The following is a 26,099-nucleotide window of genomic DNA, read 5'->3' on the forward strand; positions in this document are numbered from 1 at the left end:
TCTGATGTCAGTGACTGACATCACCGCGGATCGCTTCCTCCGTCGGCAGTGGCCACGGCCCACCTCGCGCCGGCGGCCACCCGCGCCACCGACCTGCCGTCACGCCGGACACCCCCGGTACCGCGCACCGACGCCCGCTGGGCCGGACGGACGAACCGCTGGGCCGAGCAGGGGCGCTACGGGCGTGGTGTCAACTGTCAGCCGTGTCCGGTTCCGGATACCCGACAAACGGGGGCTATGCCGCCCTGTGACCCGCACGCCACCCTGCGTAGGCACAACTCCGTCGCAAACCCTGCTGATGATGGAGGCGCAATGTCATCCAAGCGGCGCGGCCTGGCGGCCGCCGTGCTCGGCGCGTGCCTGACGCTGGTGTTGCCCCTGAACACGGTGGCGGCCCAGCCGAACACGACCGGCACGCCCGAGCGGACCCTGTTCGAGGTCACCGCGAGCACCCCGGAGGCCCGGACCCGCGTGGCCCGCACGGGCGTGGACGTGCTCGGCTTGAACGGGTCGACCCTCACCGTGATCGCCCAGCCCCGGCAGCGGGCGGCGCTGCGCGCCACCGGCCTGCGGCTGAAGGACCTCGGCGACGCCGACGCCCAGCTGGGCGCGCTCGGCAAGGCCGACTTCACCGACCCGACCGGGGACGTCGGCGCGCGGGACTTCCCCTCCGGCTACGCGGGCTACCACAACCACCGGGAGATGGTCGCCGAGCTGAACCAGACCGTCGCCGACCACGGCAGCCTGGTGAAGTTGAGCAGCATCGGCAAGTCCCACGAAGGCCGGGACCTGTGGGCGTTGAAGATCAGCGACAACGTGGCGACCGACGAGAACGAGCCGGAGGTGCTGTTCACCTGCAACCAGCACGCCCGTGAGCACCTGACCGTCGAGATGTGCCTGCGCATCATCAAGCAGTACACCGACGGCTACGCCACCAACGCGAACATCAAGAACCTGGTCGACTCGCGCGAGATCTGGGTCATCCCCAGCGTCAACCCGGACGGAGCCGAGTACGACATCGCGACCGGCCAGTTCCGCGCGTGGCGGAAGAACCGCCAGGGCCAGGGCACCGACCCGAACCGCAACTGGGGCTACCAGTGGGGTTGCTGCGGCGGTTCCAGCGGCAGCCCGTCGAGCGAGACCTACCGCGGCCCGTCGGCGTTCTCCGCGCCCGAGACCCAGCGCGTCCGGGACTTCGTGAACAGCCGGGTCGTGGGCGGCACGCAGCAGATCAAGACGCACATCGACTGGCACACCTACTCCGAGCTGATCCTGTGGCCCTACGGCTACACCTACAACGACACCGCGCCCGGCCTGGACGCCACGCAGGCCAACGTGTTCGCCACGCTCGGCAGGCGGATGGCGGCGTTGAACGGCTACACCCCGGAGCAGTCGAGCGACCTCTACATCACCGACGGCAGCGTCAACGACTGGATGTGGAACGCGCACAAGATCTGGAGCTACACCTTCGAGATGTACCCCAAGACCGGCAGCGGCACGAGCGGGTTCTACCCGCGCGACACCGTCATCGCGGCGCAGACGGCCCGCAACGACAGTGCCGTGGAGCTGTTCCTGAGCTACTCGGACTGCGCGCCGCGCATCATCGGCCGCACCTGCTGACGGCCTCCACCGCCCGGTCGACCTGCGCGGGCTCGGTGAAGTAGTGCGGCGACGCCCGGACGACTTCGCCGAGCCCGCGCCGGGTCATGTCCAGCCGCGTCGAGCCGACGCGGCTGGCGGTGACCGTGACGCCGTCGTCCGCCAGCCGCGCGGCGACCTCGTCGGCGGTGCGGCCCTCGACGGTGAAGGTGACGATCCCGGCGTGCCGCCGCCCGATGTCGCGCACCTCGACGCCGGGCAGCTCGCGCAGGCCGCGCCGCAGCCGCTCGGCCCGGTCGCCGACCGCCGAGGCGATCTCGTCCAGCCCCAGGTCGAGGGCGTACCGGGCGGCGGCGACGAGGCCGAGCCGGTCGGCGACGCTGGTCTCCCACAGCTCGTGCACGCGGGCGTCCTCGCGCAGCCTGATCTCGTCCGGTCCGACCCACTGGCCGCTGTGCAGGTCGACCAGCCTGGGCCGCAGCCGGTCGCGCACGCCGCGCCGCACGACCAGGACGCCGGTGCCGCGCGGTCCGCGCAGCCACTTCCGGCCGGTGCCGGAGATCAGGTCGACGCCCAGCTCGTCGGCCCGCACGGGCAGCTGGCCGATCGACTGGCAGGCGTCCAGCAGCACCAGCGCGCCGACCCGGTGCGCCGCGTCGGCGACCTCGCGGACGGGGTTGACCAGGCCGCTGTTGGTGGGCACGTGCACCAGTGAGACCAGCTTGACGCGCTCGTCCAGCAGCCGGTCGAGGGCGTCGAGGTCGAGCTGGCCGGAGGCGTCCGACGGCACCGCCACGACCTCCGCGCCGACCTGGCGCGCGCGGTGCAGGATCGGGATGGCGTTGCCCGCGTACTCGACCTCGGTGACCAGGACCCGGTCGCCCGCGCCCAGCGGGATCGCGTCGAACGCCGCGAGCCAGGAGCGGGTGGCGCTGTCGGTGAAGGCGATCTCGTCCGGTTCCGCGCCCAGCAGCTCGGCGAGCACGCCGTAGCCGGCCTCCAGGTCGTCGGCGCGTTCGCGGGCGGCGGCGTAGCCGCCGATCTCGGCCTCGCGCTCGAGGTGGCCGATCACCTCGGCCAGCACGGGCCGGGGCGGCAGCGAGGAGCCCGCCGAGTCCAGGAAGACCCCTCGGGTCGCGCCGGGTGTGTCGGCGCGCACGGCGGCCAGGTCGATCACGTTCGTCCCCCAGTGGTGGTCTCGGGCCGGCCCGGTTCTCCGGTCGACCTGTCACCTCATCGTGTACACCATTGCGTGGGGGGACCGCGAGACGGAGGTGCGATGGTCGTCGAGCCGCCGGGAGCCGGGTCCGGGTCCGGGTCCGGGTCCGGGGACACCGCACGCGACGAGCCGGGCAGCCACAACGAGATCAACACCCCGTCGTTGACGCAGGGCGTGCAGGCCGCGCGGATCGACAACCTGTACATGTCCGCGCCGCCGGACGCCCGCCACCGGCCGTGGCCGCTCGCGGTGGCGGCCGTCGCGCTGCTGCTGGTCGGGTTCCTGGTGGCCCTCGCGTTCCGGGAGCGCACGGTGGCCGGTACGGCCGTCGGGGCCCCGCCCGCGCGGGCCACGGCGGGCGCGGACGACGGGACGCCGCGGACCTCCACGACCACCACCGACCGGACCTCCACGACCACCACGGCCACCAGCACGACCACCTCCCCGACCGCGCCGCCGGCCGGTGGGACGTGGTGGTCGGGCGACGTGGAGCTGGACGGGCTGGGCTACGGCGGTCTCGACTTCGACCAGGCGCGGCCGACCGCGCGACTGGCGCGCGCGCCCGGCAGCGACGTGGAGTTCGGCACCAGGGAACGGCTCGAAGGCCACGCGCTCGCCCTCTGGCGCGGTGACGTCCCGCCCGACCGCGCGCGGTGCGCGGAGGAGCTGAACCGCCACGTGGGGGTGCACCGCGTGCCGGTCGCGGTGGGCTCACGGGTGTGCTTCGCGACCACGGAAGGGCGCGTCGGCTACGTGGAGGTCACCCGCGTCGGCGCCGACCTGGACAACTCCATGACCTTGAGGGGCGCCGTCTGGGAAGCGCCTTAGCGCGGGGTCCACTTCTCCAGGTTCCACCACGGGCCCCAGGACAGCGCGCCGTGCGCGTAGGGGTCGACGACCTCCTCGTAGCCCGTCCAGTTGTCGCGCAGCACGTAGGTGTGCTGCGTGACCGCCAACACGACCATGCCCGGAGCGGCCAGGTAGGCGTGCTGGAACTGCCGGTACGCCGCCGCGCGCTGCGCCGGGTCGAGCTGGGTGCGCCCGGTGTGCAGGGTCGCGTCCACCCGCGGGTTGGTGTAGCCCCACGGGTTGCCGGTGTGCAGCGGCTGGTAGGCGGTCAGGTCCGGGTCGAACGGGGTGCCGCCGCCGTGCAGGAGGGCGTCGGCGGCCAGGCGCGGCGCGATGGCCTCCCGGCTCAGGCCGGCCAGCTGGACGTCGACGCCCACGGTTCTCGCGTCGGCCGCGAACGCCGTCGCCAGGTCGGCCCGCACCACGTCGCCGATGGGGTACATGAGGGTGAACCGGGCGGCCACGCCGTTGCGGGCGCGCACGCCGTCCTCGCCGCGTGCCCAGCCCGCCTGGTCGAGCAGGAGTTCCGCCTGGGTCTTGTCGTGCGGGAAGGTCGCCGCCGGGTCGTGGAACTCCGGCAGGGTGTCCGGGATCGGGGTGGCGGCCGGCGAGCCCTTGCCGCCCAGCAGGTTGTCGACGAGGCCCTTGCGGTTGACGGCGTGGTTGAGCGCCATGCGGATCGCCGGGTCGCCGGTCACCGGGCCCGCCGTGGGCAGGGTGACGGCGCGCAGGTCCGCGGAGCGGTGGGTGACCACGCGCATCCCGGCGGACGAGCCGAACGGCTGCGCCAGGCGCGGCGGCAGCTCCGCGCCGTCGAACTCGCCCGCCTGCATGCGCTGCGCGCGCGTGTTGTCGTCGGGGACGAACACCACGGTCACCTTGCGGATCGCGGGCTCGCCGCCGAAGTGCGCCGGGTTGGACTCCAGGACCAGCCGGTCGCCCTTGCGCCAGTCCGCCAGCCGGTACGGGCCGGTGCCGACCGGCTTGACGTCCTTGAGCGGCACGCCGAACGCCTCGCTCGGCAGCACGCCGAGCGTCAGCAGGTGCGGGAACGCCGCCCACGGCTCGGTCAGCGCGAACCGCACGGTGTGCACGTCGAGCTGCTCGACGCCGCCGAGGCCGGCGAACCGGGCGCGCTCGGTGGAGCCCGACGCCGGGTCCAGCAGGGCCCGGTAGGTGGCGACCACGTCCTCGGGCCCGAACGAGGAGCCGTCGGAGAACTTCACGTCGTCGCGCAGCCGCACCGTCCAGGACCGGCCGTCGGCGGACGGGCGCGGCGCTTCGGCGGCGAGGCGGGGCCGCACGGAGCGGTCCGCGCGGTGCTCGACCAGGCCGTCGTAGAGCTTGGACACGCCCTCGCCGCCGTAGCCGAGCAGCGGGTTGAGCGTGGTCGGCTCGGCGCTGTCGGCCAGCACGATCGAGCTGCCGTCGGCCGTGCCCTCCGCGTTGGGTGTCGTCCCCGTGCACCCGGCGGCGGCGAGCAGGGTGATCAGGATCAGCGGGGGCAACAGGGAGCGCACGGGACCCGACCCTACCTAGAGTGGGTGACATGCGTGTCGCGCTGTGCCAGATCACGTCGTCCACCGACCCGTCGGAGAACCTCGACCTGGTGCGCGCCGGGGTGGCGCGCGCGGCGGGCGCGCGGGTGGTGGTGTTCCCGGAGGCCACCCAGTGCCGGTTCGGCGTGCCGCTCGGCCCGGTCGCCGAGCCGCTGGACGGGCCGTGGGCGAGCGCCGTGCGGGAGGTCGCGGACGAGCACGGCGTGGTGGTCGTGGCGGGCATGTTCACGCCGTCGCCGGACGGGCGGGTGACGAACACGCTGCTGGTGACCGGCGGCGGGCGGCACCTCGGCTACGACAAGATCCACTTGTTCGACGCGTTCGGCTTCACCGAGTCGCGGACCGTCGCGCCCGGCGCGGCGCCGGTGACCGTCGAGGTCGACGGCGTGGTGCTGGGCCTGGCGACCTGCTACGACGTGCGGTTCCCCGAGCTGTTCCGGGCGTTGGCCGACCGGGGCGCGGCGGCCGTGGTGCTGGCCGCGTCGTGGGGCGCGGGTCCGGGCAAGCGGGAGCAGTGGGAGCTGCTGGTGCGGGCGCGGGCGCTGGACTGCACGTCGTGGGTGCTGGCGTGCGGGCAGGCCGACCCCGGTGAGGACCACGGCGGCGCGCCGACGGGCATCGGGCACAGCGCCGTGGTGTCGCCGCTGGGCGTCGTGGAGGGCCGGCTGGGCGGCGAGCCCGGCGTGCTGTTCGCGGACGTCGACGTCGAGGCGGTCGAGCGGGCGCGGCGGGCGCTGCCCGTGCTGGCCAATCGCCGGCTGTAGCGGCTTGCGGTCGCGGGACCCGGTCGTGCACCCGCCCCGAGGAACGTGAACTTCTTTCGGGCGAAGTGGGGCACACGGCCGTGTGGCCACCGGGTCCGTTGCCCCGTCCGGGGTAGTCCGCCTTCGCAGGTGACGAATCCCACGCGAAGGGGACACCATGATCAACCAGGCCGAGGTCGACCGGTTGTACGACTGCGACGTGCTCGACTCGCACGGCGAGCGGATCGGGACCGTCAAGCAGGTGTGGCTGGACGACCGGGACGGGCGGCCGATGTGGGCCACGGTGCACACCGGCCTGTTCGGGCTCAAGGAGACGTTCGTGCCGATCCAGGACGCCCGGATCGACAAGGGGCACATCACGGTGCCGCTGGAGAAGCAGAAGGTCAAGGACGCGCCGCGGATCGACGTCGACGACCAGCACATGACCGACGCGCAGCAGGACGAGCTGTACCGCTACTACGACATGATCCCGACCGCCAGCACCGGCGAGCACGACCGGTTGGCGGGCGGGCGCGGCGGGCAGGCGCGCGGCGGGCAGACGACCGGTGGGCAGACGACCGGCGGACAGATGCGCGGCGGGCAGATGCGCGGCGGACAGGCGACCGGCGGGCAGGCGACCGGCGGACAGATGCGCGGCGAGCAGGCGCGCGGTCAGCACGCCCGCACCGAGCACGCGCGCGGGGAGCAGGTCGGTGGTGAGCGGACCCGCGCTCGCGGCCGCGCCTCCGGTGGCGACTCGGTGACCCGCTACGAGGAGCACCTCGACGTCGGCACCCGCGAGGTGCGGGCCGGGCGCGTGCGGCTGGTCAAGCACGTCGTGACCGAGCAGCAGAACGTGAGCGTGCCGGTGACGCGCGAGGAGGTGCGCGTGGTGACCGAGCCCGCCGACGGCGCGACCGGCGAGCCGTTCGCGGAGGAGGAGGCCGAGGTGACGCTGCGGCGGCAGGAGCCCGTCGTCGAGAAGCGGGCGGAGCCGGTCGAGAAGGTGCGGTTGGACAAGAAGACCGTGACCGAGCAGCGCGAGGTCGGCGGCCAGGTGCGCAAGGAGCGCGTCGAGGTCGAACGTGACGACCGCGACTGAGCGGGGACCCGGCCCGCGCCCTCCGGCGAGGGCGCGGGCGGTCCGCCGCGGCCGGACCGCCGCCCGGTCACCCCGGACCGGTGGTCGGCGCGCCACCGGTCCGGGGTGCGGTCAGCGCAGGTCCATCCCCAGGTCCAGCGCCGGCGCGGAGTGCGTCAGCCCGCCCACGGCCAGGTAGTCCACGCCCGTCTCGGCGTACGCGCGGGCCACGTCCAGGGTCAGCCCGCCGGACGCCTCCAGCGCGACGCCACCGGCCCGCCGCACGGCCTCCGCGCACTCGGCGGCCGTGAAGTTGTCCAGCAGCACCAGTTCCGCGCCCGCGGCGACGGCCTCGTCCAGCTGCGCCAGCGAGTCCACCTCCACCTCGCACGGCAGGTGCGGGGCGTGGGCGCGCACGGCGGCCAGCGCGGCGGTGACCGAGCCGGCCGCGCGGACGTGGTTGTCCTTGATCAGCACGGCGTCGCCGAGGCCGAGCCGGTGGTTGACGCCGCCGCCGCAGCGCACCGCGTACTTCTCCAGCAGCCGCAGGCCCGGCAGCGTCTTGCGGGAGTCCCGCACCCGCGCGCGGGTGTGGGCGACCTCCGCGACCCAGGCGGCGGTGAGCGTCGCGATGCCGGACAGGTGGCACAGCAGGTTCAGCGCGGTGCGCTCCGCGGTGAGCAGGCCGCGCACCGGCCCGCGCACCACCAGCGCGGGCTCGCCGGGCACCGCCTTGTCGCCGTCCTCGCGGCGTTCCAGCACCTCGACGTCGAGCACCTCCTCGAACACCGCGAGCGCCACCGGGATGCCCGCGAGCACACCGGCCTGGCGCGGCGTCAGCTCGGCGACGGCCACGGCGTCGGCGGGCACCGTCGCCTCCGTCGTCGCGTCCGCGCCGTAGCGGAGGTCCTCGGCCAGCGCCGTCGTGATGACGCGGCGCAGGTCGTCCTGATCGGGACTCATGCCACTCCCCTCGAATCCGCCACCGGGTCGGCCAGCACGGGCTGGCCCGACGGGTTGAGCCGCACCACCTGGCTGCGCGCCCACCGCGCGTCGTCGCGCGCGGGCGCGTCGGTGCGCACGTGGCAGCCGCGCGACTCGGCGCGCTCCGCCGCCGCCGCGATCAAAGCCCGCGCCGCCACGGTGAGCGCCGCGTCCTCCACCAGTTCCCTGGTGTCCAGCTTCCGGTCCACAGTGGACAGGTCGAGCACCGAGCCGACGACGGCCAGGCCCTCGGCGTCCCGCCCGATCGCCGCGTAGCGGCTCATGACGCGCTGCAACGAGTCCCGGTCCGCCACCGGGGCGGTGGGCAGCTCCGCGTCGCCCGCGCAGCGGGCGAGCACGCCCAGCGCGAGGTCGGCCGCGACCGCCTCGGCGGCCCGCGTGCCGACCACCAGCCCTTCGAGCAGGCTGTTGGAGGCCAACCGGTTCGCGCCGTGGAGGCCGGTGCGGGCCACCTCGCCCGCCGCGTAGAGCCCGGTGACGCCGGTGCGTCCGTCCACATCGGACACCACGCCGCCGCACGCGAAGTGCGCGGCGGGCGCGACCGGGATCGGCTGCCGCGCCGGGTCGACGCCGGCCGCGGCGCACGCGGCGTGCACGGTCGGGAACCGCCGCGCGAAGTCGGCGACGCCGGTCGCGTCGAGGAACACGTGGTCGTCCACGCCGCCGGGCGCGTCCGCCACGTGCCGGGTGATCGCCGCCGCGACGACGTCGCGGGGCGCGAGGTCCTCCAGCGGGTGCACGCCGCGCATCACGCGCGCGCCGGTCGCGTCGACCAGCACCGCGCCCTCGCCGCGCACCGCCTCGGTGACCAGCGGGCACCGGCCGCGCGCGCCGCGCCCCGTGTACAGCACGGTGGGGTGGAACTGCACGAACTCCACGTCCGCCGCGACCGCGCCGGCCCGCAGCGCGAGCGCGAGCCCGTCGCCGGTCGCCACCTCCGGGTTGGACGTCGCCTGGTAGAGCTGGCCGAGGCCGCCACTGGCCAGCAGGACGGCCGGCGCGGTCAGCACGCCCGGCACGCCGTCGTCGGCGAGCACCAGCAGCCCGCACACCTGGCCGAGCGGCGTGCGCACCGCGTCCACCGCGACGTGCCGCTCCAGCACGGGGACCCGGCCGTCGCCCGCCGCCGCGAGCAGCGCCCGCTCCACCTCCGCGCCGGTCGCGTCGCCGCCCGCGTGCACCACCCGGAACGCGCTGTGCCCGCCCTCGCGGGTGCGCGCCAGCCGGCCGTCGGCGGCGGCGTCGAACACCGCGCCCCGCCGCCGCAGCGCGGTGACGGCGGCGGGACCGCCCCCGACGACGGCCCGCACGGCGTCCTCGTCGCACAGCCCCGCGCCCGCCACCAGGGTGTCGGCGACGTGCGCCTCGACCGTGTCGCCCGCGTCGTGCTCGCCGGGCAGGACGACGGCGACGCCGCCCTGTGCCCACCGCGTGTTCCCGTCGGCCTGGCCGGCCTTGGTGACGACCAGCACCCGCAGCCCCAGCTCACGCGCGCGCAGCGCCGCCGTCAGCCCCGCGACGCCGGTGCCGACGACCACCAGGTCGGCGCCCGCCTCCCACAGCGGGGTGCTCACTCCCCGCCGCCGGGCTTGCCGATCTCGATCATGCGCTGCACCGCGCCCCGCGCGCGCCGGGCGGTGTCGGGGTCGACGTGCACCTCGTCGAGGCCCTCGCGCAGGCAGCGCAGCAGCGCCGCCGGGGTGATCATCTTCATGTACCGGCAGGAGGCCCGGTCGTTGACGGCGCGGAAGTCGATCCCCGGCGCGGCGCGGCGCAGCTGGTGCAGCATCCCGACCTCGGTCGCCACGAGGACCGACCGGGCGCTCGTCGCGCGCGCGGCGGTGATCATGTCGCCGGTCGAGAGGATGCGCACCTTCTCCGCCGGGACGGTGCCCTCGCCCGCGAGGTAGAGCGCCGACGTGGCGCAGCCGCACTCGGGGTGGATGAACAGGTCGGCGTCGGGGTCGGCCGCCGCGCGCTCGGCCAGCTCGGGCCCGTTGATGCCCGCGTGGACGTGGCACTCGCCCGCCCACACGTGCAGGTTCTCCCGGCCGGTCTCGCGCTTGACGTGCGCGCCGAGGAACTGGTCCGGCAGGAACAGCACCTCGCGGTCGGCGGGGATCGACGCCACCACGTCCACCGCGTTGGACGACGTGCAGCAGATGTCCGTCTCCGCCTTCACCTCGGCGGTGGTGTTGACGTAGGACACGACGACCGCGCCGGGGTGCTCGGCCTTCCAGGCGCGCAGCTGCTCGCCGGTGATCGAGTCGGCCAGCGAGCAGCCCGCGCGCTCGTCCGGGATCAGCACGGTCTTGTGCGGCGCCAGGATCTTCGCCGTCTCGGCCATGAAGTGCACGCCGCAGAACACGATGGTCGACGCGTCGCTCGCCGCGGCGATGCGGCTGAGCGCCAGCGAGTCGCCGGTGTGGTGCGCGATGTCCTGGATCTCCGGCAACTGGTAGTTGTGCGCGAGGATCACCGCGTCCCGCGTGCGCGCCAGCTCCAGCACCTCGTCCCGCCAGGCGGCGTCCGGCGTGATGCCGTCGTACGCACCGTCCGAGGTTCGCTCCACGTAGGCGGTAGCGACCATAGGGGTTCTCCTCCTTCAGCCGAGTTTTCGCCTATCGGGCGAAAACGTGGCCGATAGTATCAGCCGGTGGGCTTGGCGGGACATGAGGTGCTGGCCGCGGTGCTCCAGGTGAGAGCCGGATCACTCCAGGTCATGCTGTGGGAACGCGCGCGGGAGCCGCACGCCCGCCGGTGGTCGCTGCCCGGCGGCGGGCTCGGCGACCACGAGGACGTCGAGGCGTCGATCCGGCGGCAGCTCGCCGAGAAGGTCGACGTGCGGCAGCTCACGCACGTCGAGCAGCTGGCCGTCTTCAGCGCGCCCGGACGCGTGCCCGGACCACGCGTGGTGGCGACGGCGTTCCTCGGCCTGGTCCCGTCCGACACGGACCCGGTGGTGCCGTCGGACACGGCGTGGCACCCGGTGGACGCGCTGCCCGCCACGGCGTTCGACCACGAGGCGATCTGCCGCCGCGCCCGGCACCGGCTGGCGTCCAAGCTGTCCTACACCAACCTGGGTTTCGCCCTGGCGCCGCCGGAGTTCACCATCTCGGCGCTGCGCAAGCTGTACTCGGCGGCGCTCGGGTACCAGGTGTCGGCGACCAACCTCCAGCGCGTGCTGTCCCGGCGTGGCCTGCTGGAGCCGACGGGCGCGGTCGCGCCGGTCGGACCGTCCGGCGGGCGGCCGGCGGCGTTGTTCCGGTTCGCGTCGCGGGAGATGCGGGTGACCGATCCGTTCGCCGTGCTGCGGCCACCGAGCAGCCGTAGCTTGGGCACGTGACCACGACGCTCCCGTTGTTCCCCCTGGGCACCGTGCTCCTGCCGGGGACGTCGATGCCCCTGCACGTGTTCGAGCCGCGCTACCGGCAGCTCACGGTGGACCTGGTGACCGAGAAGCTGCCCGGCCGCGGGTTCGGGGTGGTCGCGATCCGCCAGGGGTGGGAGGTCGGCCCCGGCAACGCGACCGCCCTGCACGACGTGGGGTGCGAGGCGCTGCTGGTCGACGCGAAACCCTTGCCGGACGGGCGTTTCGACCTCACCACCACCGGCGGGCGGCGGTTCCGGGTGCTGGGCGTCGACGCCACGAGCGCGCCCTACCTGGTGGGCGAGGTCGAGTGGGTGCCGGACGTGCCGGTGCCCGCCGACGTGGCGGAGGTGCTGCCGCTGCTGACCGACGGCGCGCTGGCGGCCTTCCGCCGCTACCGGCGGGCGGCGTTCGAGGACGACCCGGTGGTGGCGACGACACCGGGGCTGGCGTACGCGCTGGCCGGCGACTGCCTGCTGACGCTGGAGGACCGGCAGCGCCTGCTGGAGGAGCGCTCGGAGGCGCGGCGGCTGCGCCTGGTCCGCCGGGTGCTGCACCGCGAGGCGGGCATCATCTCGGCGCTGCGCGCGGTGCCCGCGCCGATCGCCGAGCTGGGCAACCTCCCCCACCGCAACTGACGACCCCGCAACCGGCGATCCCGCAACCAAGGGCCCCGCGAACGACGGCCACCGCGACCGACGACGCACTCCGCTCCGTTCCGCCATCGCCGAGCCGGGCCACGTCCGCGCGCGACGACCACCACGGCCATCGACGACGCGCCCCGCCCCGTTCCGCGATCACCGGGCGAGCCGTGCCCGCACGCGACCGGCACACCGATCCGCCATCCCGCGCCGCGACCGATCCTCGCCCGCCGCACCCGCCCGCGCGTGTTGATTCGTCCCATTGCCCTCTAGTCGGATTGTTCAACAATCCTCTACGGTGTGGTCCGGCGCACAACTCCATCGTCTGCGAGGTGAGAGATGAGCAGCAGCACCGCGGACACCACCCGCACGGACGACCGCCCGTTCGCCTGGTTCCGCACCCTCGGCCGCAACGGCAGGAAGGCGTTCATCGGGGCGTTCGGCGGGTACGGGCTGGACTCCTACGACTTCCAGGTCCTGCCCCTCGGCCTGGTCGCGATCACCGCCTACTTCGGCATCACCAAGGGCGAAGCGGGCCTGCTCACCACGGTGACGCTGGTGGTGAGCGCCATCGGCGGCGCGGTCGCGGGCATCATGGCCGACCGCATCGGCCGGGTCCGCACGCTCATGATCACGGTCGTCACCTACGCCGTGTTCACGGTGCTGTGCGGGTTCGCCACGAGCTACGAGACCCTCCTCGTCTTCCGCGCCCTCCAGGGCCTCGGGTTCGGCGGCGAGTGGGCGGCGGGCGCGATCCTCGTCGCCGAGTACTGCAAACCCCGGTACCGGGGCCGCACGGTCGCGTTCGTCCAGAGCGCGTGGGCGGCCGGCTGGGCGCTGTCGGTCCTCGTCTACACGCTGGTGTTCCACCTGTTCCCGCCGGACGTCGCCTGGCGGGTGCTGTTCTGGACCGGCGCGCTGCCCGCGGTGCTGATCATCTACCTCCGCCGGACCGTCGAGGACGCGCCGCGGGTCGACGAACGCCGTGCGCGCAGCGACCACCGGGGCTCGTTCCGGGCGATCTTCGCCGGCGACCTGACCCGCACCACGCTGTTCGCGTCGCTGCTCGCGACCGGCGTCCAGGGCGGCTACTACACGCTGGCGACGTGGCTGCCCACCTACCTGAAGTCCGAGCGCGGGCTCACCGTCATCGGCACCGGCGGGTACCTGGCGTTCCTCATCTCCGGCGCGTTCATCGGCTACGTCACCGGCGGGTACGTCACCGACTGGTGGGGGCGCAAGCGGACGTTCGCGCTGTTCTCGGTGCTGTCCGCCGGGCTGATCACGGCCTACGCGCAGATCCCGGAGGGCGCGAACACCGCGATCCTGTTCCTGGGCTTCCCGCTCGGGTTCTGCATGTCGGCGATCTTCAGCGGGTTCGGGTCTTTCCTCGCGGAGCTGTACCCGACGGCGCTGCGGGGCACCGGCCAGGGCTTCACCTACAACTTCGGCCGCGCGGTGGGCGCGCTGTTCCCCGCCCTGGTGGGGTTCATGGCCGACCGGATGGGCGTCGGCGGGGCGATGGTGTTCGGCGCGGCGGCCTACGGGATCGCCGTGCTGGCCCTGCTCGGCCTGCCCGAGACGCGAGGGAGGGAACTGCTGTGACCATCGGGGAAGCCGCACTGCGGGGCACGTCGACGCCGGCGGAGGTGCGGCGGAGCGCCACCGGCCCGACCGCGGGCCTCGCCGAGGGCTACGCCCAGGCCAACCTGATCGCCGTGCCCCGCGACTGGGCGTACGACGTGCTGCTGTTCGCCCAGCGCAACCCGAAACCGTGCCCGGTGCTGGACGTGACCGAGCCCGGCGGGCACCGCACCGTCCTCGCGGCCGACGCCGACCTGCGGTGCGACGTGCCCCGCTACCGGGTCTGGGAGCACGGCGAGCTGGTCGCCGAACCCGCCGACGCGGGCGGGCACTGGCGGGACGACCTGGTGGCGTTCCTGATCGGGTGCAGCTTCACCTTCGAGTCGGCGCTGAAGCTGGCCGGCGTGCCGCTGCGGTACGTCGAGCAGGGCCGCAACGTCCCGATGTACGTCACCGACCGCGAGTGCCGCCCGGCCGGCCGGCTGCACGGGCCGCTGGTGGTGAGCATGCGGTACGTGCCGGGGCACCTCGTCGAAACGGCCCGCGCGGTCACCGCCCGGATGCCCGCGGTCCACGGCGCGCCCGTGCACGTGGGCGACCCGGCGGCGCTGGGCGTCGCCGACCTGGACCGGCCCGACTTCGGCGACGCGACCATGCCGCACGACGGTGACGTGCCGGTGTTCTGGGCGTGCGGCGTCACCCCGCAGGCGGCGGTGATGGCGTCCCGGCCGCCGTTCGCGATCACGCACGCGCCGGGCCACATGTTCGTCACCGACGTCCGCGACGACACCTACCGCGTGTGCTGACCGACCGGCGCTCCCCCCGCCGTTCGGTCCGGCCGCCGTGTCGACGCCGGGTGGACCGGCCGCCGCCGACCGGACCGGCGGCCGGTCCGCCCGAGCCGGTGACCCGTCCACGGGGAGCCGGAGGTCGATCCGCGCGAGCAGACCGCCGACCGGGCGGGCCGGCAGCCGCCGGCCGAGCCCGCAACACGCCGGCCGAGCCCGCAGCCGCCGGCCGAGCCCGCAACCGCGAGCCGAGCCCGCAACCGCGAGCCGAGCCCGCAACCGCGAGCCGAGCCGGCGGCCGTCAGCCGAGCCGGCGGCCGAGGTCGTCCATGCCGTTCCACGCCGCCAGGCAGCCGTAGGCCAGCGCCGTGCCCAGCGGCCACGCCAGCACGCCCCACCACGTCTCCAGCACGGGCGCGAGGGCGAGCACGTCACCCACCGAGGGCGCGGCGCCGGGCGCGTACCGGCCGGCGGCCGACCCGACACCGGTGCGCTGCGCCAGGTAGGCCGCCACCCCGCTGCCCAGCGCGGCGGCGAGCAGCACCACCGGGCCGCGCCGCTCCCGCAGCAGCCACACCGCGACACCGGTGAGCAGGCCAGCGCCGACCCCGATGAGCACGAACAGCATCAGCCCGTCGAGCCGGTGGTAGCTCTCCCCCGTCACCGGCACCAGCGACGCGTCCTGCGCGACCACCACGTTCTGCGGCGGCGCGAGCCACGCCCACAGCCACCCGGCGGGCAGCCCGAACAGCGCGATCGTGGACAGCACGGCGAACGCGGGCAGCAGGTCGCGCTTCACCACCACCCTCGGGCGCGCGGGCGCGTAGCGGTAGACGAAGGCAGGCGGCACCCGGACGGGTTCGGCCCGCTCGTCAACCGGTTGTTCCGCCACCACGCGCGACCTCCCTGCCCGACTACCGACGCACCGCAGGCTACCGCGCGGAGTCGAGCGCGCCGTGCCGGCTGCACGTCGCCGTCCAGCCCGCCGGGGTCACCTGGACCACCATGCGGCGGGCGCAGGCCGCGCAGAACCGGGGCGGGTCGACCACGCCGAGCCGCCGCGCGCACGCGGCGTGGTCCGACCCGTCGAGCCCCTGCCCGCAGTACCCGCAGTACACCGCCTGCCCGGTCGCGGTCACAGGGCCTTGCCCAGTTCCTTGATCGGCATGGACAGGTCCCGGAGCATGTCCAGGTCGTCCTGCGCGGGGCGGCCCAGGTTGGTGAGGTAGTTGCCGACGATGATGGCGTTGACGCCGCCCAGCATGCCCTGCTTGGCGCCCAGGTCGCCCAGCGTCACCTCGCGCCCGCCCGCGAACCTCAGGATGGTGCGCGGCAGCGCCAGGCGGAACGCGCCGACGACGCGCAGCGCGTCCGGGCCCTCGACGACGGGGTAGTCCTCGTACGGCGTGCCGGGGTTGGGGATGAGGAAGTTCAGCGGCACCTCGTCGGGCTCCAGCGACGCGAGCTGGACGGCGAACTCGGCGCGCTGGGCCAGGGTCTCGCCCATGCCGATGATGCCGCCGCAGCACACCTCCATGCCCGCCGCGCGGACCATCCGCAACGTCTCCCACCGCTCCTCCCAGGAGTGGGTGGTGACGACGTTCGGGAAGTGGGAGCGGGCGGTCTCCAGGTTGTGGTTGTAGCGGTGGACGCCCATCGCGACCAGCTCGTCCACCTGCTCCTGGGTCAGCATCCCGAGCGAGCACGCGATCTGGATGTCGTTGCCGTCGTCCCGGATGGCCTTGATGCCGTCCCGGACCTGCGACAGCAGCCGCTTGTCGGGGCCGCGCACGGCGGCGACGATGCAGAACTCGGTGGCGCCGGTGTCGGCGGTCTGCCGGGCGGCCCGCACCAGGCCGGGGATGTCCAGCCACGCCGAGCGGACCGGCGAGGGGAACTGGCCGGACTGCGAGCAGAAGTGGCAGTCCTCGGGGCAGCCGCCGGTCTTGAGCGAGACGATGCCCTCGACCTCGACCTCGGGGCCGCACCACCGCATCCGCACCTGGTGCGCGAGCTCCAGCAGCTCGGGGATGCGGTCGTCGGGCAGCCGGAGCACGTCGAGCACCTGCTCCTCGGACAGGCCGACGCCGCCCTCCAGCACCTGCTCGCGGGCAACGCCGAGGACATCGACCTGTTCGGGGGCTGCGGTCACGGCTACTCCAGTGGGTTCGGCCGGCGGCGGTCCGACGGTGGTCCGACCGCGATCCGGCAGCGGTCCGGCGATGGTCCGGCGGTCAGTCTGCCGCACCACCGGGCCGACGCCCCAGCGATGTGCGTCACTGCCCACCCCCGGGGCGGGGGGTCAACAGGTGTGCGGAGCGGCGAACTTCTCCGGGTCGAACGTGCCACCGAACCACGGCGACAGCGCGCCGCGCGCCATCTCCACGAACTCGGCCCGCCCCAGGCCCGCCGCGCCGTCGGGCAGCACGCCCAGCAGCGGGGCGCCGGCCGCCTCGGGGAGGTCCACCAGGTTGCACCGGGCGGCGAGGTCGGGCTCGGCGGGCCAGCGGCCCACCACGACGCCCACCGACTCCAGGCCGCGCCGCAGCAGGGCCTCGGCGGTCAGGGCGGTGGTGTTCAACGTGCCGAGCCCGGCGTGCGCGACGACCAGCACGGGAGCGTTGAGCGCCCACGCGGCGTCGGCGATGGTCGTGCCGTCGTCGTCGAACCGCACCAGCAACCCGCCCGCGCCCTCGACCAGCACCAGGTCGTGCTCGCGGTCCAGCGCGGACGCGGCGGCGGCCACCTCGCTCGGGTGCACGGTGGGCGCGCCCGACCGGCGGGCCGCCGTCGCCGGGGCCAGCGGGTCCGGGTAGCGGCGCAGCTCACGGGTGGTGACCGGGCCCGCCAGGCGGACCACCTCGGCCAGGTCACCCGGCTCGTCGGCGGCGATGCCGGTCTGCGCGGGCTTCAGCACGGCGACCCGACGGCCGTCGGCCGCCGCGAGGGCGGCCAGCGCGGCGACGACCACCGTCTTGCCGACCTCGGTACCCGTTCCGGTGATCACGAGGACGCTCACGGCCACTCACCCTACGACTACCCGGAGGGTCGCGGCCGGCCACGTTCTAGCATCACGCGTATGGGTGAGATCGTTCTGTACGGTGCGGACTGGTGCGGCGACTGCCGGCGGGCCAAGGCTTGGCTGCGGGAGCACGAAGTGCCGTTCACCGAGGTCGACGTGGAACACGACGACGCCGCACGCGACCGCGCCGTGGAGATCGCCGGTGGCCGCCGCAACATCCCGGTGATCGTGCTGCCCGACGGGCAGGTGCTGGTCGAGCCGACGAACGTGCAGCTCGCGGCGGCCGTCAACGGCTGATCCGAGGGGACGGAACGCGCTGATGTCAGTCACTGACATCAGCGCGAAGAGTTCAACCGCAAGAACACGCAGTCGGTCGAAGGGCCCCGTTGCGACGGCATCGGGCGTGAGCGGGGCGTAGGCGGCGGGACAGCCGCGCGGTCGGACGCGACGGAGCCGAGCAGGCTCGGCGAGGAGCCGGAACGCCGCGAAGAGACGTCGGCCGGAACCCCGGGGAGCCGGCGCATCAGGCGACCGCCGCCCGCGCAACCGCCGACTTCCGGCCGCCGAGCCTGGCCACCCAGCCACCGACCGGCCAATCCCGCCTGGCCGCCTGGAGTTAAGCGTACGCCATACGCTTACCGCTTGGCCAGCCCTCGCGCGTTTGTTTGCGTACGGCATACGCTTACCAGATGTCATCCCGACACCTTGTTTGGGTACAGTGTACGCTTTCGTGGGCGGGACGCCGGTCCGGTGCGAGCCGAGGTGGGGCGATCGAGGCGGGGCGGAAGGTGGCCGGTCAGGGTTGGGTCGCGTGTGATGCGTGTGCCGCCGCCACCACGGCCGACGAGATCGCCGCTACGTCGTCGTCGGTGCTGATGAACGGCGGCATGGTGTAGATCAGGTCGCGGAACGGCCGCAACCACACCCCGTGTTCGACCGCCGCCGCCGTCGCCGCCGCCATGTCGACCTGGTGGTCCACCTGCACCACCCCGATCGCGCCCAGCACCCGCACCTCCCCCGGCGCGCCCGCCAGCCCCGCCCGCAACCCGTCCGAGATGCGCGCCACGGACGCTCGCCAGTCCTGCGACAGCAGCAGGTCGATGGACGCCGACGACACCGCCGCCGCCAACGGGTTCCCCATGAACGTCGGCCCGTGCGCCAGCACCGGCACCTCGCCGCGCGAGATCCCGTCCGCCACCCGCTCCGTGCACAGCGTCGCGGCCATCGACAGGTACCCACCGGTCAACGCCTTGCCCACGCACATCACGTCCGGGCTGACCGAGGCGTGGTCCGCCGCGAACAGCTCGCCCGTCCGCCCGAACCCGGTCGCGATCTCGTCGAAGATCAGCAGCACGTCGTGCGTCAACGTCAACTCCCGCAACACGTGCAGGTACCGGGGGTCGTGGAAGCGCATGCCCCCCGCGCCCTGCACGACCGGCTCCACGATCACCGCCGCCAGCTCGTCGGCGTGCTCCTCGACGAGCCGCGCCAACTCCTCCACGTACGCCGTCTCCAGCGCGGCCGGCGGCGCGGACGCGAACACCTGGTCTGGCAGCACCCCCCGCCACAGCGAGTGCATCCCGCCCTCCGGGTCGCACACCGACATCGGCTGGAACGTGTCGCCGTGGTACCCGCCGCGCCACGTCAGCAGCCGCCGCTTCCCCGGCCTGCCCCGCGAACGCCAGTACTGGAGCGCCATCTTCACGGCGACCTCGACCGACACCGAGCCCGAGTCGCACAGGAAGACGTGCCGCAGCGGCTCGGGCGTGATCTCGACCAGCCTGGCCGCGAGCGCGACGGCGGGCTCGTGGGTGAGGCCGCCGAACATGACGTGGCTCATCCGCCCGAGCTGGTCGCGCACCGCCGCGTCGAGCACGGGGTGGCGGTAGCCGTGGATCGCGGCCCACCACGACGACATGCCGTCGACGAGTTCCCGGCCGTCGTCGAGCCGGAGCCGGACACCCTCCGCCGCCTCGACCACGAGCGGCTGGTGGGTGCCCGGCATCGGGCCGTACGGGTGCCAGACGTGCGCCTGGTCCAGTTTCAGCAGCTCATCGCGATCCACGAGCCGAGAGGCTAATCGGCAGCGTGTACAGCCCGCGCATGAGCGTGGAGGACCGCCACCGCAGCGTCTCCGGCGCCGCGGCGAGCCCGATGTCGTACCGGTCGAGCAGGGCGCCCACGGCGATCTGCCCTTCGAGGCGGGCCAGCGGCGCGCCCACGCAGTAGTGCACGCCGTGCCCGAACGCGAGGTGCCCGCCGGAGGGCCGGGTGATGTCGAACGACTCCGCGTCGGGGAACCGCCGCTCGTCGCGGTTCGCCGCGATCAGCGACGCCAGGACGATCTCCCCGGCCGGGATGGTGACGTCGCCGACCACCACGTCCTCGGTGGTGTACCGGAAGGTGGCCTGGTTGACGGGTCCCTCGTAGCGCAGGAACTCCTCGATCGCCCCCGGCAGCAGCGTCGGGTCGGAGCGCAGCTTGTCGAGCTGCTCGGGGTGCAGCAGCAGGTTGTGGACGCCGTTGGCGATGAGGTTGACGGTCGTCTCGTGGCCGGCGATCAGCAGCAGGAACGCCATCGACACCAGCTCGGTGTGGTCGAGCCGGTCGTTGTCGTCGGTGGCGTGCACCAGGGCGGAGAAGATGTCGTCGCCGGGGTTGGCGCGCTTGTGCTCCACCAGGCGGGAGAGGAACGCGGCCATCGCGCCGCCCGCCTCCTCGACGGCCGCGGGCTCGTCGCCGCCCACGAGGATGTTGGACCAGCGCCGGAAGTCGTCCCGGTCGTCCATCGGCACGTCGAGCAGCTCGCAGATGACGGTGATGGGCAGCGGGAACGCGAGCGCGTCCACCAGGTCGACCTCGGCCTGCCCGGCGACGGCGTCGAGCAGCTCGTCGGTGATCTGCTGGATGCGCGGGCGCAGCTGCTCGACCCGCCGCGCGGTGAACGCCTTGCTGACGAGCTTGCGCAGGCGGGTGTGGTTGGGCGGGTCGCTGTTGAGCATGTGCTGCACGAGCGACTGGTCGAACCGGGCCCGGTCGCCCTCGCCGACGTGGTGCTTGTCGAACAGCTCCTCGAAGCCGCTGAACTCCTTGCTGAACCTCGGGTCCGCGAGCACGAACCGGGCTTCGTCGTACCGGCCGACGAGCCAGACCTTGAGGCCGCGGTGCAGCACGACCTGGCGCGCGGCGGACTGCTCGCGCAGCTCCGCGTGGAACCGGTGCGGGTCCTGGAAGTACTCGTCGTCGAGCACTTCCAGGGCGGTGGCGCCTTCCCCCATGACAGACCCCTTCTGATCAGTTAACCCTGTTTACTCAACGTTCGACGAATGCGAGACGTCCCCGTTCGGCCCAAATGTCACTCGAACGGAGCAAGGGTTGTACTCAGGGTGTCGGAAAAAGCCGGTTCGCGCCACCGGGACCGGCCCGCGCACGCACCGGAACCGGCCCGCGCACGGCACCACCGCCGCCCGCGTGCGCGGACGGCGGCGGCCACGAACCGGGATCAGCCCAGGGGATCAGCCCAGGCAGCCCGGACCCAGCAGCGCCTTCAGGTCGCCCATCAGCGACGGCGTCGGGCTGACCCGCAGCGCGTCGTCCAGCTTCAGCAGCGTGTTCCGCCCGGCGTTGATGATCAGGTTCAGGTGCACCTCGGTCGTGCCGGGGTGCGCCCGCAGCACTTCCTTCAGCGACGTCACCAGCTTCGGGTCGCAGCGCGACGCCGACACCTTCAGCTTCAACGCCTGCGCGCCCAGCTCCGACAGGTCCGGCACCACGAGGTCGTTGGCGATCAGCGAGATCCGGTCCTCGCGCTTGGCCACGCGCGCCTTCACCAGCACGATCGCGTCCTCGGCCACCGACATGCCGTGGACGACGTAGCTCTTGGGGAAGAACAGGACCTCGATGCCACCGGCCAGGTCCTCCAGCTGCGCCGACGCCCACGGCTCGCCGTTCTTGTTCACCCGCCGCGTCACCGACGCCAGGATGCCGCCCAGCGTCACCTGCGTCCCGTCCGGCACGTCGCCCTCCAGGATGCGGGCGATGGAAGCGTCCGAATAGGACTCCAGCACGTGCTCCACGCCGTTGAGCGGGTGCCCGGACACGTACAGGCCGAGCATCTCCCGCTCCAGCGTCAGCTGGTGCTTGGGCTCCCAGTGCTCGTCCGGGATCTTCACGTCGAAGACGCTGCCCACGCCGTCGTCGCCGCCGCCGTCGCCGAACAGGTCGAACTGGCCGCGCGCCTCCTCCTTCTTGGTCAGCATGATCGCGTCGACCGCCTCGACGTGGACCATGTGGAGGCCCTTGCGCGGGTGGCCGAGCGAGTCGAACGCGCCCGCCTTGATCAGCGATTCCACGACCTTCTTGTTGCACACCGTGGCGTCGACCTTGCGCAGGAAGTCGGAGAAGTCGACGAACCTCCCCTTCTCCTTGCGCGCCTTGATGATCGCCTCCACCACGTTCGCGCCGACGTTGCGGATCGCGCCGAGGCCGAACCGGATGTCGTCGCCGACCGCGACGAACTCGCGCTCGGACTCGTTGACGTCCGGCGGCAACACGGTGATGCCCATGCGCCGGCACTCGGCCAGGTAGATCGCCGACTTGTCCTTGTTGTCGGAGTTCGTGGTGAGCAGCGCGGCCATGTACTCGCCGGGGTAGTTCGCCTTGAGGTAGGCGGTCCAGTACGCGATCAGGCCGTAGGCGGCGGAGTGCGCCTTGTTGAACGCGTAGTCGGCGAACGGGACCAGGATGTCCCACAGGGTCTTGATGGCCTCGGGCGAGTAGCCGTTGTCCAGCATGCCCTTCTCGAAGCCCTCGAACTCCTTGTCGAGGATCTCCTTCTTCTTCTTGCCCATCGCGCGGCGCAGCAGGTCCGCCTGGGCCAGCGAGTAGCCCGCGACCTTCCGCGCGATCGCCATGACCTGCTCCTGGTACACGATCAGGCCGTAGGTCGTGTCCAGGATCTCGGCGAGCGACTCCTCCAGCTCCGGGTGGATCGGCACGATCTCCTGCTGCTTGTTCTTGCGCAGCGCGTAGTTCGTGTGCGAGTTCGCGCCCATCGGACCCGGCCGGTACAGGGCGATGACGGCCGAGACGTCCTCGAAGTTGTCCGGCCGCATCAGCCGCAGCAGGTCGCGCAGCGCGCCGCCGTCGAGCTGGAACACGCCCAGCGTGTCGCCGCGCCCCAGCAGCTCGTAGGTCTTCTTGTCCTCCAGCGTGACCGACGTGATGTCGACCTGGCCCTTGCCGTTCAGCTCGATGTTCTTCAGGGCGTCGTCGATCGTGGTCAGGTTGCTCAGGCCGAGGAAGTCCATCTTCAGCAGGCCGAGCGTCTCGCAGGTCGGGTAGTCGAACTGCGTGATGATCGAGCCGTCCTGGGGACGCCGCCACACCGGGATGTGGTCCGTCAGCGGCTCCGCGGACATGATCACCGCGCAGGCGTGCACGCCCGCGTTGCGGATCAGGCCCTCCAGGCCGCGGCCGGTGTCGATGATCTCCTTGACCTGCGGGTCCGTCTCGTACAGGGCGCGGACCTCGGCGGCCTCCGAGTACCGCTTGTGCGACGCGTCGAACACGCCCGCCAGCGGGATGTCCTTGCCCATCACCGCGGGCGGCATCGCCTTGGAGATCCGGTCGGCCACCGCGTAGCCGGGCTGCCCGTACAGCACGCGGGCGGAGTCCTTGATCGCCGCCTTCGCCTTGATGGTGCCGAACGTGATGACCTGGGCCACCTTGTCCGAGCCCCACTTCTCCGTCACGTACCGGATCACGTCGCCGCGCCGGCGCTCGTCGAAGTCGATGTCGATGTCGGGCGGGCTGACGCGGTCCGGGTTCAGGAACCGCTCGAAGATCAGGCCGTGCGCCAGCGGGTCCAGGTCGGTGATGCCCATCGCGTACGCGATCAGCGCGCCCGCCGCCGAGCCGCGGCCGGGGCCGACGCGGATGCCGTTCTCCTTGGCCCAGTTGATGAAGTCGGCCACCACCAGGAAGTACGACGGGAAGCCCATCTGGAGGATGACGTCGATCTCGAACTCGACCTGCTTGCGGTGCACCTCGTCGACGCCTTCCGGGAAGCGGCGGCGCATGCCCGCCCACACCTCGTCGCGGAAGTACTCGGCCTCGGTCTTGCCCTCCGGCACGGGGTAGCGCGGCATCAGGTTCTGGAACGCGAACATGCCGGTGGTGTCGACCTTCTCCGCCACCAGCAGGGTGTTCCGGCACCCCTCCTGCCACGCGTCGGACGAGTCGATCGCCCGCATCTCCTCCGGCGACTTCAGGTAGTAGCCCTGGCCGTCGAACTTGAACCGGCTCGGGTCCTGGAGCGTCTTGCCGGTCTGCACGCACAGCAGCGCGTCGTGCGCCTCGCGGTCCTCGGCGTAGGTGTAGTGCGAGTCGTTGGTGACCACGAACGGGATGGCGAGCTTCTTCGCGATCTCCAGCAGCCCGCCGCGCACCCGGCGCTCGATCTCGATGCCGTGGTCCATCAGCTCCACGAAGAAGTTGTCCGCGCCGTAGATGTCGCGCCACTTCGCGGCGGCCTCCAGGGCCTCCTTCTCGTGCCCGAGCCGCAGCCGCGTCTGCACCTCGCCGGACGGGCAGCCGGTGGTCGCCATCAGCCCCGCCGAGTGCTCGGCGACGAGTTCGGCGTCCATCCGCGCCCACTTGCCCAGCTGCCCCTCGGTGGAGGCGCGGCTGGACAGCTTCATCAGGTTGTGCAGGCCCTCGTTGGTGCGCGCCCAGATCGTCTGGTGCGTGTACGCGCCGGACGCCGACACGTCGTCGGACTTCTGGCCGGGGTCGCCCCACAGCACGCGCTTCTTGTTGAACCGGGAGTCGGGCGCCATGTACGCCTCGATGCCGATCACGGGCTTGATGCCGGCCGCGGTCGCCTGCCGGTAGAAGTCGTACGCGCCGTACATGTTGCCGTGGTCGGTGATCGCGGCGGCCGCCATGCCGAGGCGCTCGCACTCGCCGAACATGTCCTTCAACTTCGCCGCGCCGTCGAGCATCGAGTACTCGGTGTGCACGTGGAGGTGCACAAACGAGTCCGCCACCATGCCTCCTCGGAGATCGACTTCTGCCCGGTGGGAAGGCACCGGCAAGAGGCCACCGACCCTATAACCTCGCGGCCGGCGGGGTGAACCCGACACGGGACCTCGCGCCGCGCTCCCCGGCGGGGCGATGGCGCGGAGATCGCCGCAGGCGGGTAGCGTTCGAGGTGTGGTAGCGCCGGACCCCGTCGACGCCCGTCTCCTGGCCATGCTCGCCGAGATGGGCCGTGCCGCCGTGCACGAGATCGCCGCGAGACTCGGCATGGACCCGCGCGAGGCCGCGACCCGGCTGATCAGCCTGTCCGGGAGCGGGTTGCCGCTGCTGGTCGGCGTCGAGTGCGACCCGAACGGCATCCGCAAGGCCCTCGCCAACAGCGTGGCGTGGGGCAACTACACGGGCCCGCAGGGCCAGGCCGCGCGGGGCACGCCCAGCGGGCCGTACCAGCCCGCGCCGGGCACCGTGCGCGGCACGCCGTCCGGCGCGTACCGGCAGGGCCCGCCCAGCGGCCCGTTCCCGGCTCCTCCGCCGTCCGGCTCGTTCCCGGTCAAGCCGCCGACCGGGCCGGTGCCGTCGCAATCGCCGTCGCCCTCGCAATCGCCGTCGGCGGAGCCGATGAGCACGTGGGGCCCGCCGCAGTCGTCCGGGTGGGCGCGCGGCGACCAGGCCCCCGCGCCGAAGTCGCGCACCGGCAAGATCGGCAGCACGCTGGAGACCGAGGGGCTGGAGGGCGCGCGGTTCACCATCCAGCTCGTCGAGGTCGTCGACCCGGCCGACTTCCTGTTCACCGCCGCCGGCTACAAGCTCGCCGACGGCGAGCGGGCCGTCGTGGTGCACACCGAGCTGGCGAACATCGGCACGGTGACGTTCAACGCGCTGCCCGACATGTACCTGGTGCTGATGACGAACACCGGCGAGGTCATCGGCAAGGCCCCGGTGTCGCTGTCGTCCAGGCCGCCGCACAAGATCGGCGTCCAGCCGGGCGAGACGGCCGGCGGGCACACCGTGTACGTGCTGCCCGAGCACACGACCGTGACGTCGATCCGCTGGAGCGCCCGACCGGAAACGGACCTGAACACCCTGGTCTGGACGGTCGAGGACTAGGGCTCGTCGCGTCGGCGGTCGCGCCCGAACAGCTTCGCGAAGAACGAGCGCCCGGCGGGCCGCGGCTCGTCCGGTGATCGCTCCGCCCGCCCCGACGACCGCGACGACGGCGGTGGCTGCGACGACTGCGACGACGACTGCGGTGGCGGCTCGGTCGCCTCGGGCTGGTCGCCCCCGATCACGGCGGGCGCGACGCTCCAGCCGCCGCCACCGGTCGCCGCCCGGTCACCGCCGACGTCGACGGGCCGGTGCACGACCGTGTCGTCCGCGCGCGGGTCCACCGACCGCGCCCGCCGGTGCTGCGCCTCGGCCGCGTTCCAGGCGGCCACGTCCGCCGGGCGGCGACGTCGGCCCGGTGTGACCGGGATGCCCCGCGGTGGCGTGCGGTCCGGGTCGTCGTAGTGCGTGGACACCACACGTACCTCCCATACGAGCGTGCCGTTGATCCAAACGTTACGCGAACGCGACCCGTCCGTGGGAGGAATGTGCGA

The 26,099-nt window shown here is 73.2% G+C and carries 23 protein-coding genes; 10 read left to right on the forward strand and 13 right to left on the reverse strand.

The window, feature by feature from the left end:
• The first annotated feature begins 312 nt into the window (after positions 1–312).
• A complete protein-coding gene (locus tag C8E97_RS27660; RefSeq protein ID WP_121008333.1) occupies positions 313–1,620 on the forward strand; it encodes a M14 family metallopeptidase in 1,308 nt (435 codons plus the stop codon).
• On the opposite strand, the gene C8E97_RS27665 is transcribed toward C8E97_RS27660, so the two are convergent.
• On the reverse strand, positions 1,601–2,776 hold the full coding sequence (locus C8E97_RS27665; RefSeq protein WP_121008334.1) for an aminotransferase class V-fold PLP-dependent enzyme: 1,176 nt from the start codon (positions 2,774–2,776) through the stop codon (positions 1,601–1,603). The two genes, C8E97_RS27660 and C8E97_RS27665, sit on opposite strands and share 20 nt — an antisense overlap.
• Positions 2,777–2,878: 102 nt before the next feature.
• On the opposite strand from C8E97_RS27665, the gene C8E97_RS34965 reads away from it, so the two are divergent.
• Positions 2,879–3,646, forward strand: coding sequence for a hypothetical protein (locus C8E97_RS34965; protein ID WP_121008335.1), 768 nt, complete (start codon positions 2,879–2,881; stop codon positions 3,644–3,646).
• Here C8E97_RS34965 and C8E97_RS27675 read toward each other — a convergent pair.
• On the reverse strand, positions 3,643–5,187 hold the full coding sequence (locus C8E97_RS27675) for an ABC transporter substrate-binding protein (protein ID WP_121008336.1): 1,545 nt from the start codon (positions 5,185–5,187) through the stop codon (positions 3,643–3,645). The two genes, C8E97_RS34965 and C8E97_RS27675, sit on opposite strands and share 4 nt — an antisense overlap.
• 29 nt (positions 5,188–5,216) lie before the next feature.
• Here C8E97_RS27675 and C8E97_RS27680 point away from each other — a divergent pair, with 29 nt between their 5' ends.
• Positions 5,217–5,990, forward strand: coding sequence for a carbon-nitrogen hydrolase family protein (locus C8E97_RS27680; RefSeq protein ID WP_121008337.1), 774 nt, complete (start codon positions 5,217–5,219; stop codon positions 5,988–5,990).
• 157 nt (positions 5,991–6,147) lie between these two features.
• Entirely contained in the window at positions 6,148–7,071 is a 924-nt protein-coding gene (locus C8E97_RS27685; protein WP_121008338.1) for a DUF2382 domain-containing protein, read from the forward strand.
• A 111-nt stretch (positions 7,072–7,182) separates the two neighbouring features.
• Here C8E97_RS27685 and nadC read toward each other — a convergent pair whose 3' ends face one another.
• Genes nadC through nadA form a run of 3 tightly spaced genes read right to left on the reverse strand, consistent with a single transcriptional unit; the run spans position 7,183 to position 10,645 of the window.
• Entirely contained in the window at positions 7,183–8,013 is an 831-nt protein-coding gene (gene nadC / locus C8E97_RS27690) for a carboxylating nicotinate-nucleotide diphosphorylase (RefSeq protein ID WP_121008339.1), read from the reverse strand.
• A complete protein-coding gene (locus C8E97_RS27695; RefSeq protein ID WP_121008340.1) occupies positions 8,010–9,629 on the reverse strand; it encodes an L-aspartate oxidase in 1,620 nt (539 codons plus the stop codon). The genes nadC and C8E97_RS27695 overlap by 4 nt, the downstream gene beginning before the upstream one ends.
• A complete protein-coding gene (gene nadA, locus C8E97_RS27700; RefSeq protein ID WP_121008341.1) occupies positions 9,626–10,645 on the reverse strand; it encodes a quinolinate synthase NadA in 1,020 nt (339 codons plus the stop codon). The genes C8E97_RS27695 and nadA overlap by 4 nt, the downstream gene beginning before the upstream one ends.
• A gap of 66 nt (positions 10,646–10,711) precedes the next feature.
• Here nadA and C8E97_RS27705 point away from each other — a divergent pair, with 66 nt between their 5' ends.
• The 4 genes from C8E97_RS27705 (at position 10,712) to C8E97_RS27720 (ending at position 14,456) form a co-directional block, all read left to right on the forward strand.
• Entirely contained in the window at positions 10,712–11,401 is a 690-nt protein-coding gene (locus C8E97_RS27705) for an NUDIX hydrolase (protein WP_170212009.1), read from the forward strand.
• Entirely contained in the window at positions 11,398–12,063 is a 666-nt protein-coding gene (locus tag C8E97_RS27710) for an LON peptidase substrate-binding domain-containing protein (RefSeq protein ID WP_121008342.1), read from the forward strand. The genes C8E97_RS27705 and C8E97_RS27710 overlap by 4 nt, the downstream gene beginning before the upstream one ends.
• 342 nt (positions 12,064–12,405) lie before the next feature.
• On the forward strand, positions 12,406–13,671 hold the full coding sequence (locus C8E97_RS27715) for an MFS transporter (RefSeq protein ID WP_121008343.1): 1,266 nt from the start codon (positions 12,406–12,408) through the stop codon (positions 13,669–13,671).
• Positions 13,672–13,673: 2 nt separating this feature from the next.
• A complete protein-coding gene (locus C8E97_RS27720; protein WP_211347293.1) occupies positions 13,674–14,456 on the forward strand; it encodes a putative hydro-lyase in 783 nt (260 codons plus the stop codon).
• A gap of 283 nt (positions 14,457–14,739) precedes the next feature.
• Here the strand turns inward: C8E97_RS27720 and C8E97_RS27725 are convergent, their stop codons facing one another.
• The 4 genes from C8E97_RS27725 to bioD form a co-directional block, all read right to left on the reverse strand.
• Positions 14,740–15,330, reverse strand: coding sequence for a DUF2567 domain-containing protein (locus C8E97_RS27725; protein WP_211347294.1), 591 nt, complete (start codon positions 15,328–15,330; stop codon positions 14,740–14,742).
• 40 nt (positions 15,331–15,370) lie between these two features.
• A complete protein-coding gene (bsaP, locus tag C8E97_RS27730) occupies positions 15,371–15,577 on the reverse strand; it encodes a biotin synthase auxiliary protein BsaP (RefSeq protein WP_121008346.1) in 207 nt (68 codons plus the stop codon).
• Positions 15,574–16,590: a biotin synthase BioB gene (bioB, locus tag C8E97_RS27735; protein ID WP_121008347.1), complete on the reverse strand. Its 1,017-nt coding sequence runs from the start codon at positions 16,588–16,590 to the stop codon at positions 15,574–15,576. The genes bsaP and bioB overlap by 4 nt, the downstream gene beginning before the upstream one ends.
• Positions 16,591–16,740: 150 nt before the next feature.
• Positions 16,741–17,457 carry a dethiobiotin synthase gene (gene bioD, locus C8E97_RS27740; protein WP_121012555.1) on the reverse strand — a complete coding sequence of 239 codons (717 nt, stop codon included), beginning with the start codon at positions 17,455–17,457 and terminating at the stop codon, positions 16,741–16,743.
• A gap of 60 nt (positions 17,458–17,517) precedes the next feature.
• On the opposite strand from bioD, the gene C8E97_RS27745 reads away from it, so the two are divergent.
• Positions 17,518–17,757, forward strand: a complete 240-nt coding sequence (locus C8E97_RS27745; RefSeq protein WP_121008348.1) for a glutaredoxin family protein — start codon at positions 17,518–17,520, stop codon at positions 17,755–17,757.
• Positions 17,758–18,256: 499 nt separating this feature from the next.
• On the opposite strand, the gene C8E97_RS27750 is transcribed toward C8E97_RS27745, so the two are convergent.
• The 3 genes from C8E97_RS27750 to dnaE all read right to left on the reverse strand — a co-directional run bounded on the left by C8E97_RS27750 (position 18,257) and on the right by dnaE (position 24,512).
• Positions 18,257–19,525, reverse strand: a complete 1,269-nt coding sequence (locus tag C8E97_RS27750; protein WP_121008349.1) for an adenosylmethionine--8-amino-7-oxononanoate transaminase — start codon at positions 19,523–19,525, stop codon at positions 18,257–18,259.
• Positions 19,512–20,738 carry a cytochrome P450 family protein gene (locus tag C8E97_RS27755; RefSeq protein WP_121008350.1) on the reverse strand — a complete coding sequence of 409 codons (1,227 nt, stop codon included), beginning with the start codon at positions 20,736–20,738 and terminating at the stop codon, positions 19,512–19,514. Before C8E97_RS27755 ends, C8E97_RS27750 begins: the two co-directional genes overlap by 14 nt.
• Before the next feature lie 237 nt (positions 20,739–20,975).
• Positions 20,976–24,512 (reverse strand): DNA polymerase III subunit alpha, encoded by a 3,537-nt coding sequence (gene dnaE, locus C8E97_RS27760; RefSeq protein ID WP_211347150.1) that lies wholly within the window; start codon positions 24,510–24,512, stop codon positions 20,976–20,978.
• Between the two features lie 163 nt (positions 24,513–24,675).
• On the opposite strand from dnaE, the gene C8E97_RS27765 reads away from it, so the two are divergent.
• Positions 24,676–25,608, forward strand: a complete 933-nt coding sequence (locus tag C8E97_RS27765; protein ID WP_121008351.1) for an AsnC family protein — start codon at positions 24,676–24,678, stop codon at positions 25,606–25,608.
• On the opposite strand, the gene C8E97_RS27770 is transcribed toward C8E97_RS27765, so the two are convergent.
• Positions 25,605–26,021, reverse strand: a complete 417-nt coding sequence (locus C8E97_RS27770) for a hypothetical protein (RefSeq protein WP_147455257.1) — start codon at positions 26,019–26,021, stop codon at positions 25,605–25,607. The genes C8E97_RS27765 and C8E97_RS27770 overlap by 4 nt on opposite strands.
• Positions 26,022–26,099: the final 78 nt, after the last annotated feature.

Source organism: Saccharothrix australiensis (assembly GCF_003634935.1).
Lineage (GTDB): Bacteria > Actinomycetota > Actinomycetes > Mycobacteriales > Pseudonocardiaceae > Actinosynnema > Actinosynnema australiense.

Excerpts from the sequence above, each read along its gene's own strand:
- C8E97_RS27660 (WP_121008333.1), top strand. The coding sequence starts at position 313 with ATGTCATCCAAGCGGCGCGGCCTGGCGGCCGCCGTGCTCGGCGCGTGC.
- C8E97_RS34965 (WP_121008335.1), top strand. The coding sequence starts at position 2,879 with ATGGTCGTCGAGCCGCCGGGAGCCGGGTCCGGGTCCGGGTCCGGGTCC.
- C8E97_RS27680 (WP_121008337.1), top strand. The coding sequence starts at position 5,217 with ATGCGTGTCGCGCTGTGCCAGATCACGTCGTCCACCGACCCGTCGGAG.
- C8E97_RS27685 (WP_121008338.1), top strand. The coding sequence starts at position 6,148 with ATGATCAACCAGGCCGAGGTCGACCGGTTGTACGACTGCGACGTGCTC.
- nadC (WP_121008339.1), bottom strand. The coding sequence starts at position 8,013 with ATGAGTCCCGATCAGGACGACCTGCGCCGCGTCATCACGACGGCGCTG.
- nadA (WP_121008341.1), bottom strand. The coding sequence starts at position 10,645 with ATGGTCGCTACCGCCTACGTGGAGCGAACCTCGGACGGTGCGTACGAC.
- C8E97_RS27715 (WP_121008343.1), top strand. The coding sequence starts at position 12,406 with ATGAGCAGCAGCACCGCGGACACCACCCGCACGGACGACCGCCCGTTC.
- C8E97_RS27745 (WP_121008348.1), top strand. The coding sequence starts at position 17,518 with ATGGGTGAGATCGTTCTGTACGGTGCGGACTGGTGCGGCGACTGCCGG.
- C8E97_RS27755 (WP_121008350.1), bottom strand. The coding sequence starts at position 20,738 with ATGGGGGAAGGCGCCACCGCCCTGGAAGTGCTCGACGACGAGTACTTC.
- dnaE (WP_211347150.1), bottom strand. The coding sequence starts at position 24,512 with ATGGTGGCGGACTCGTTTGTGCACCTCCACGTGCACACCGAGTACTCG.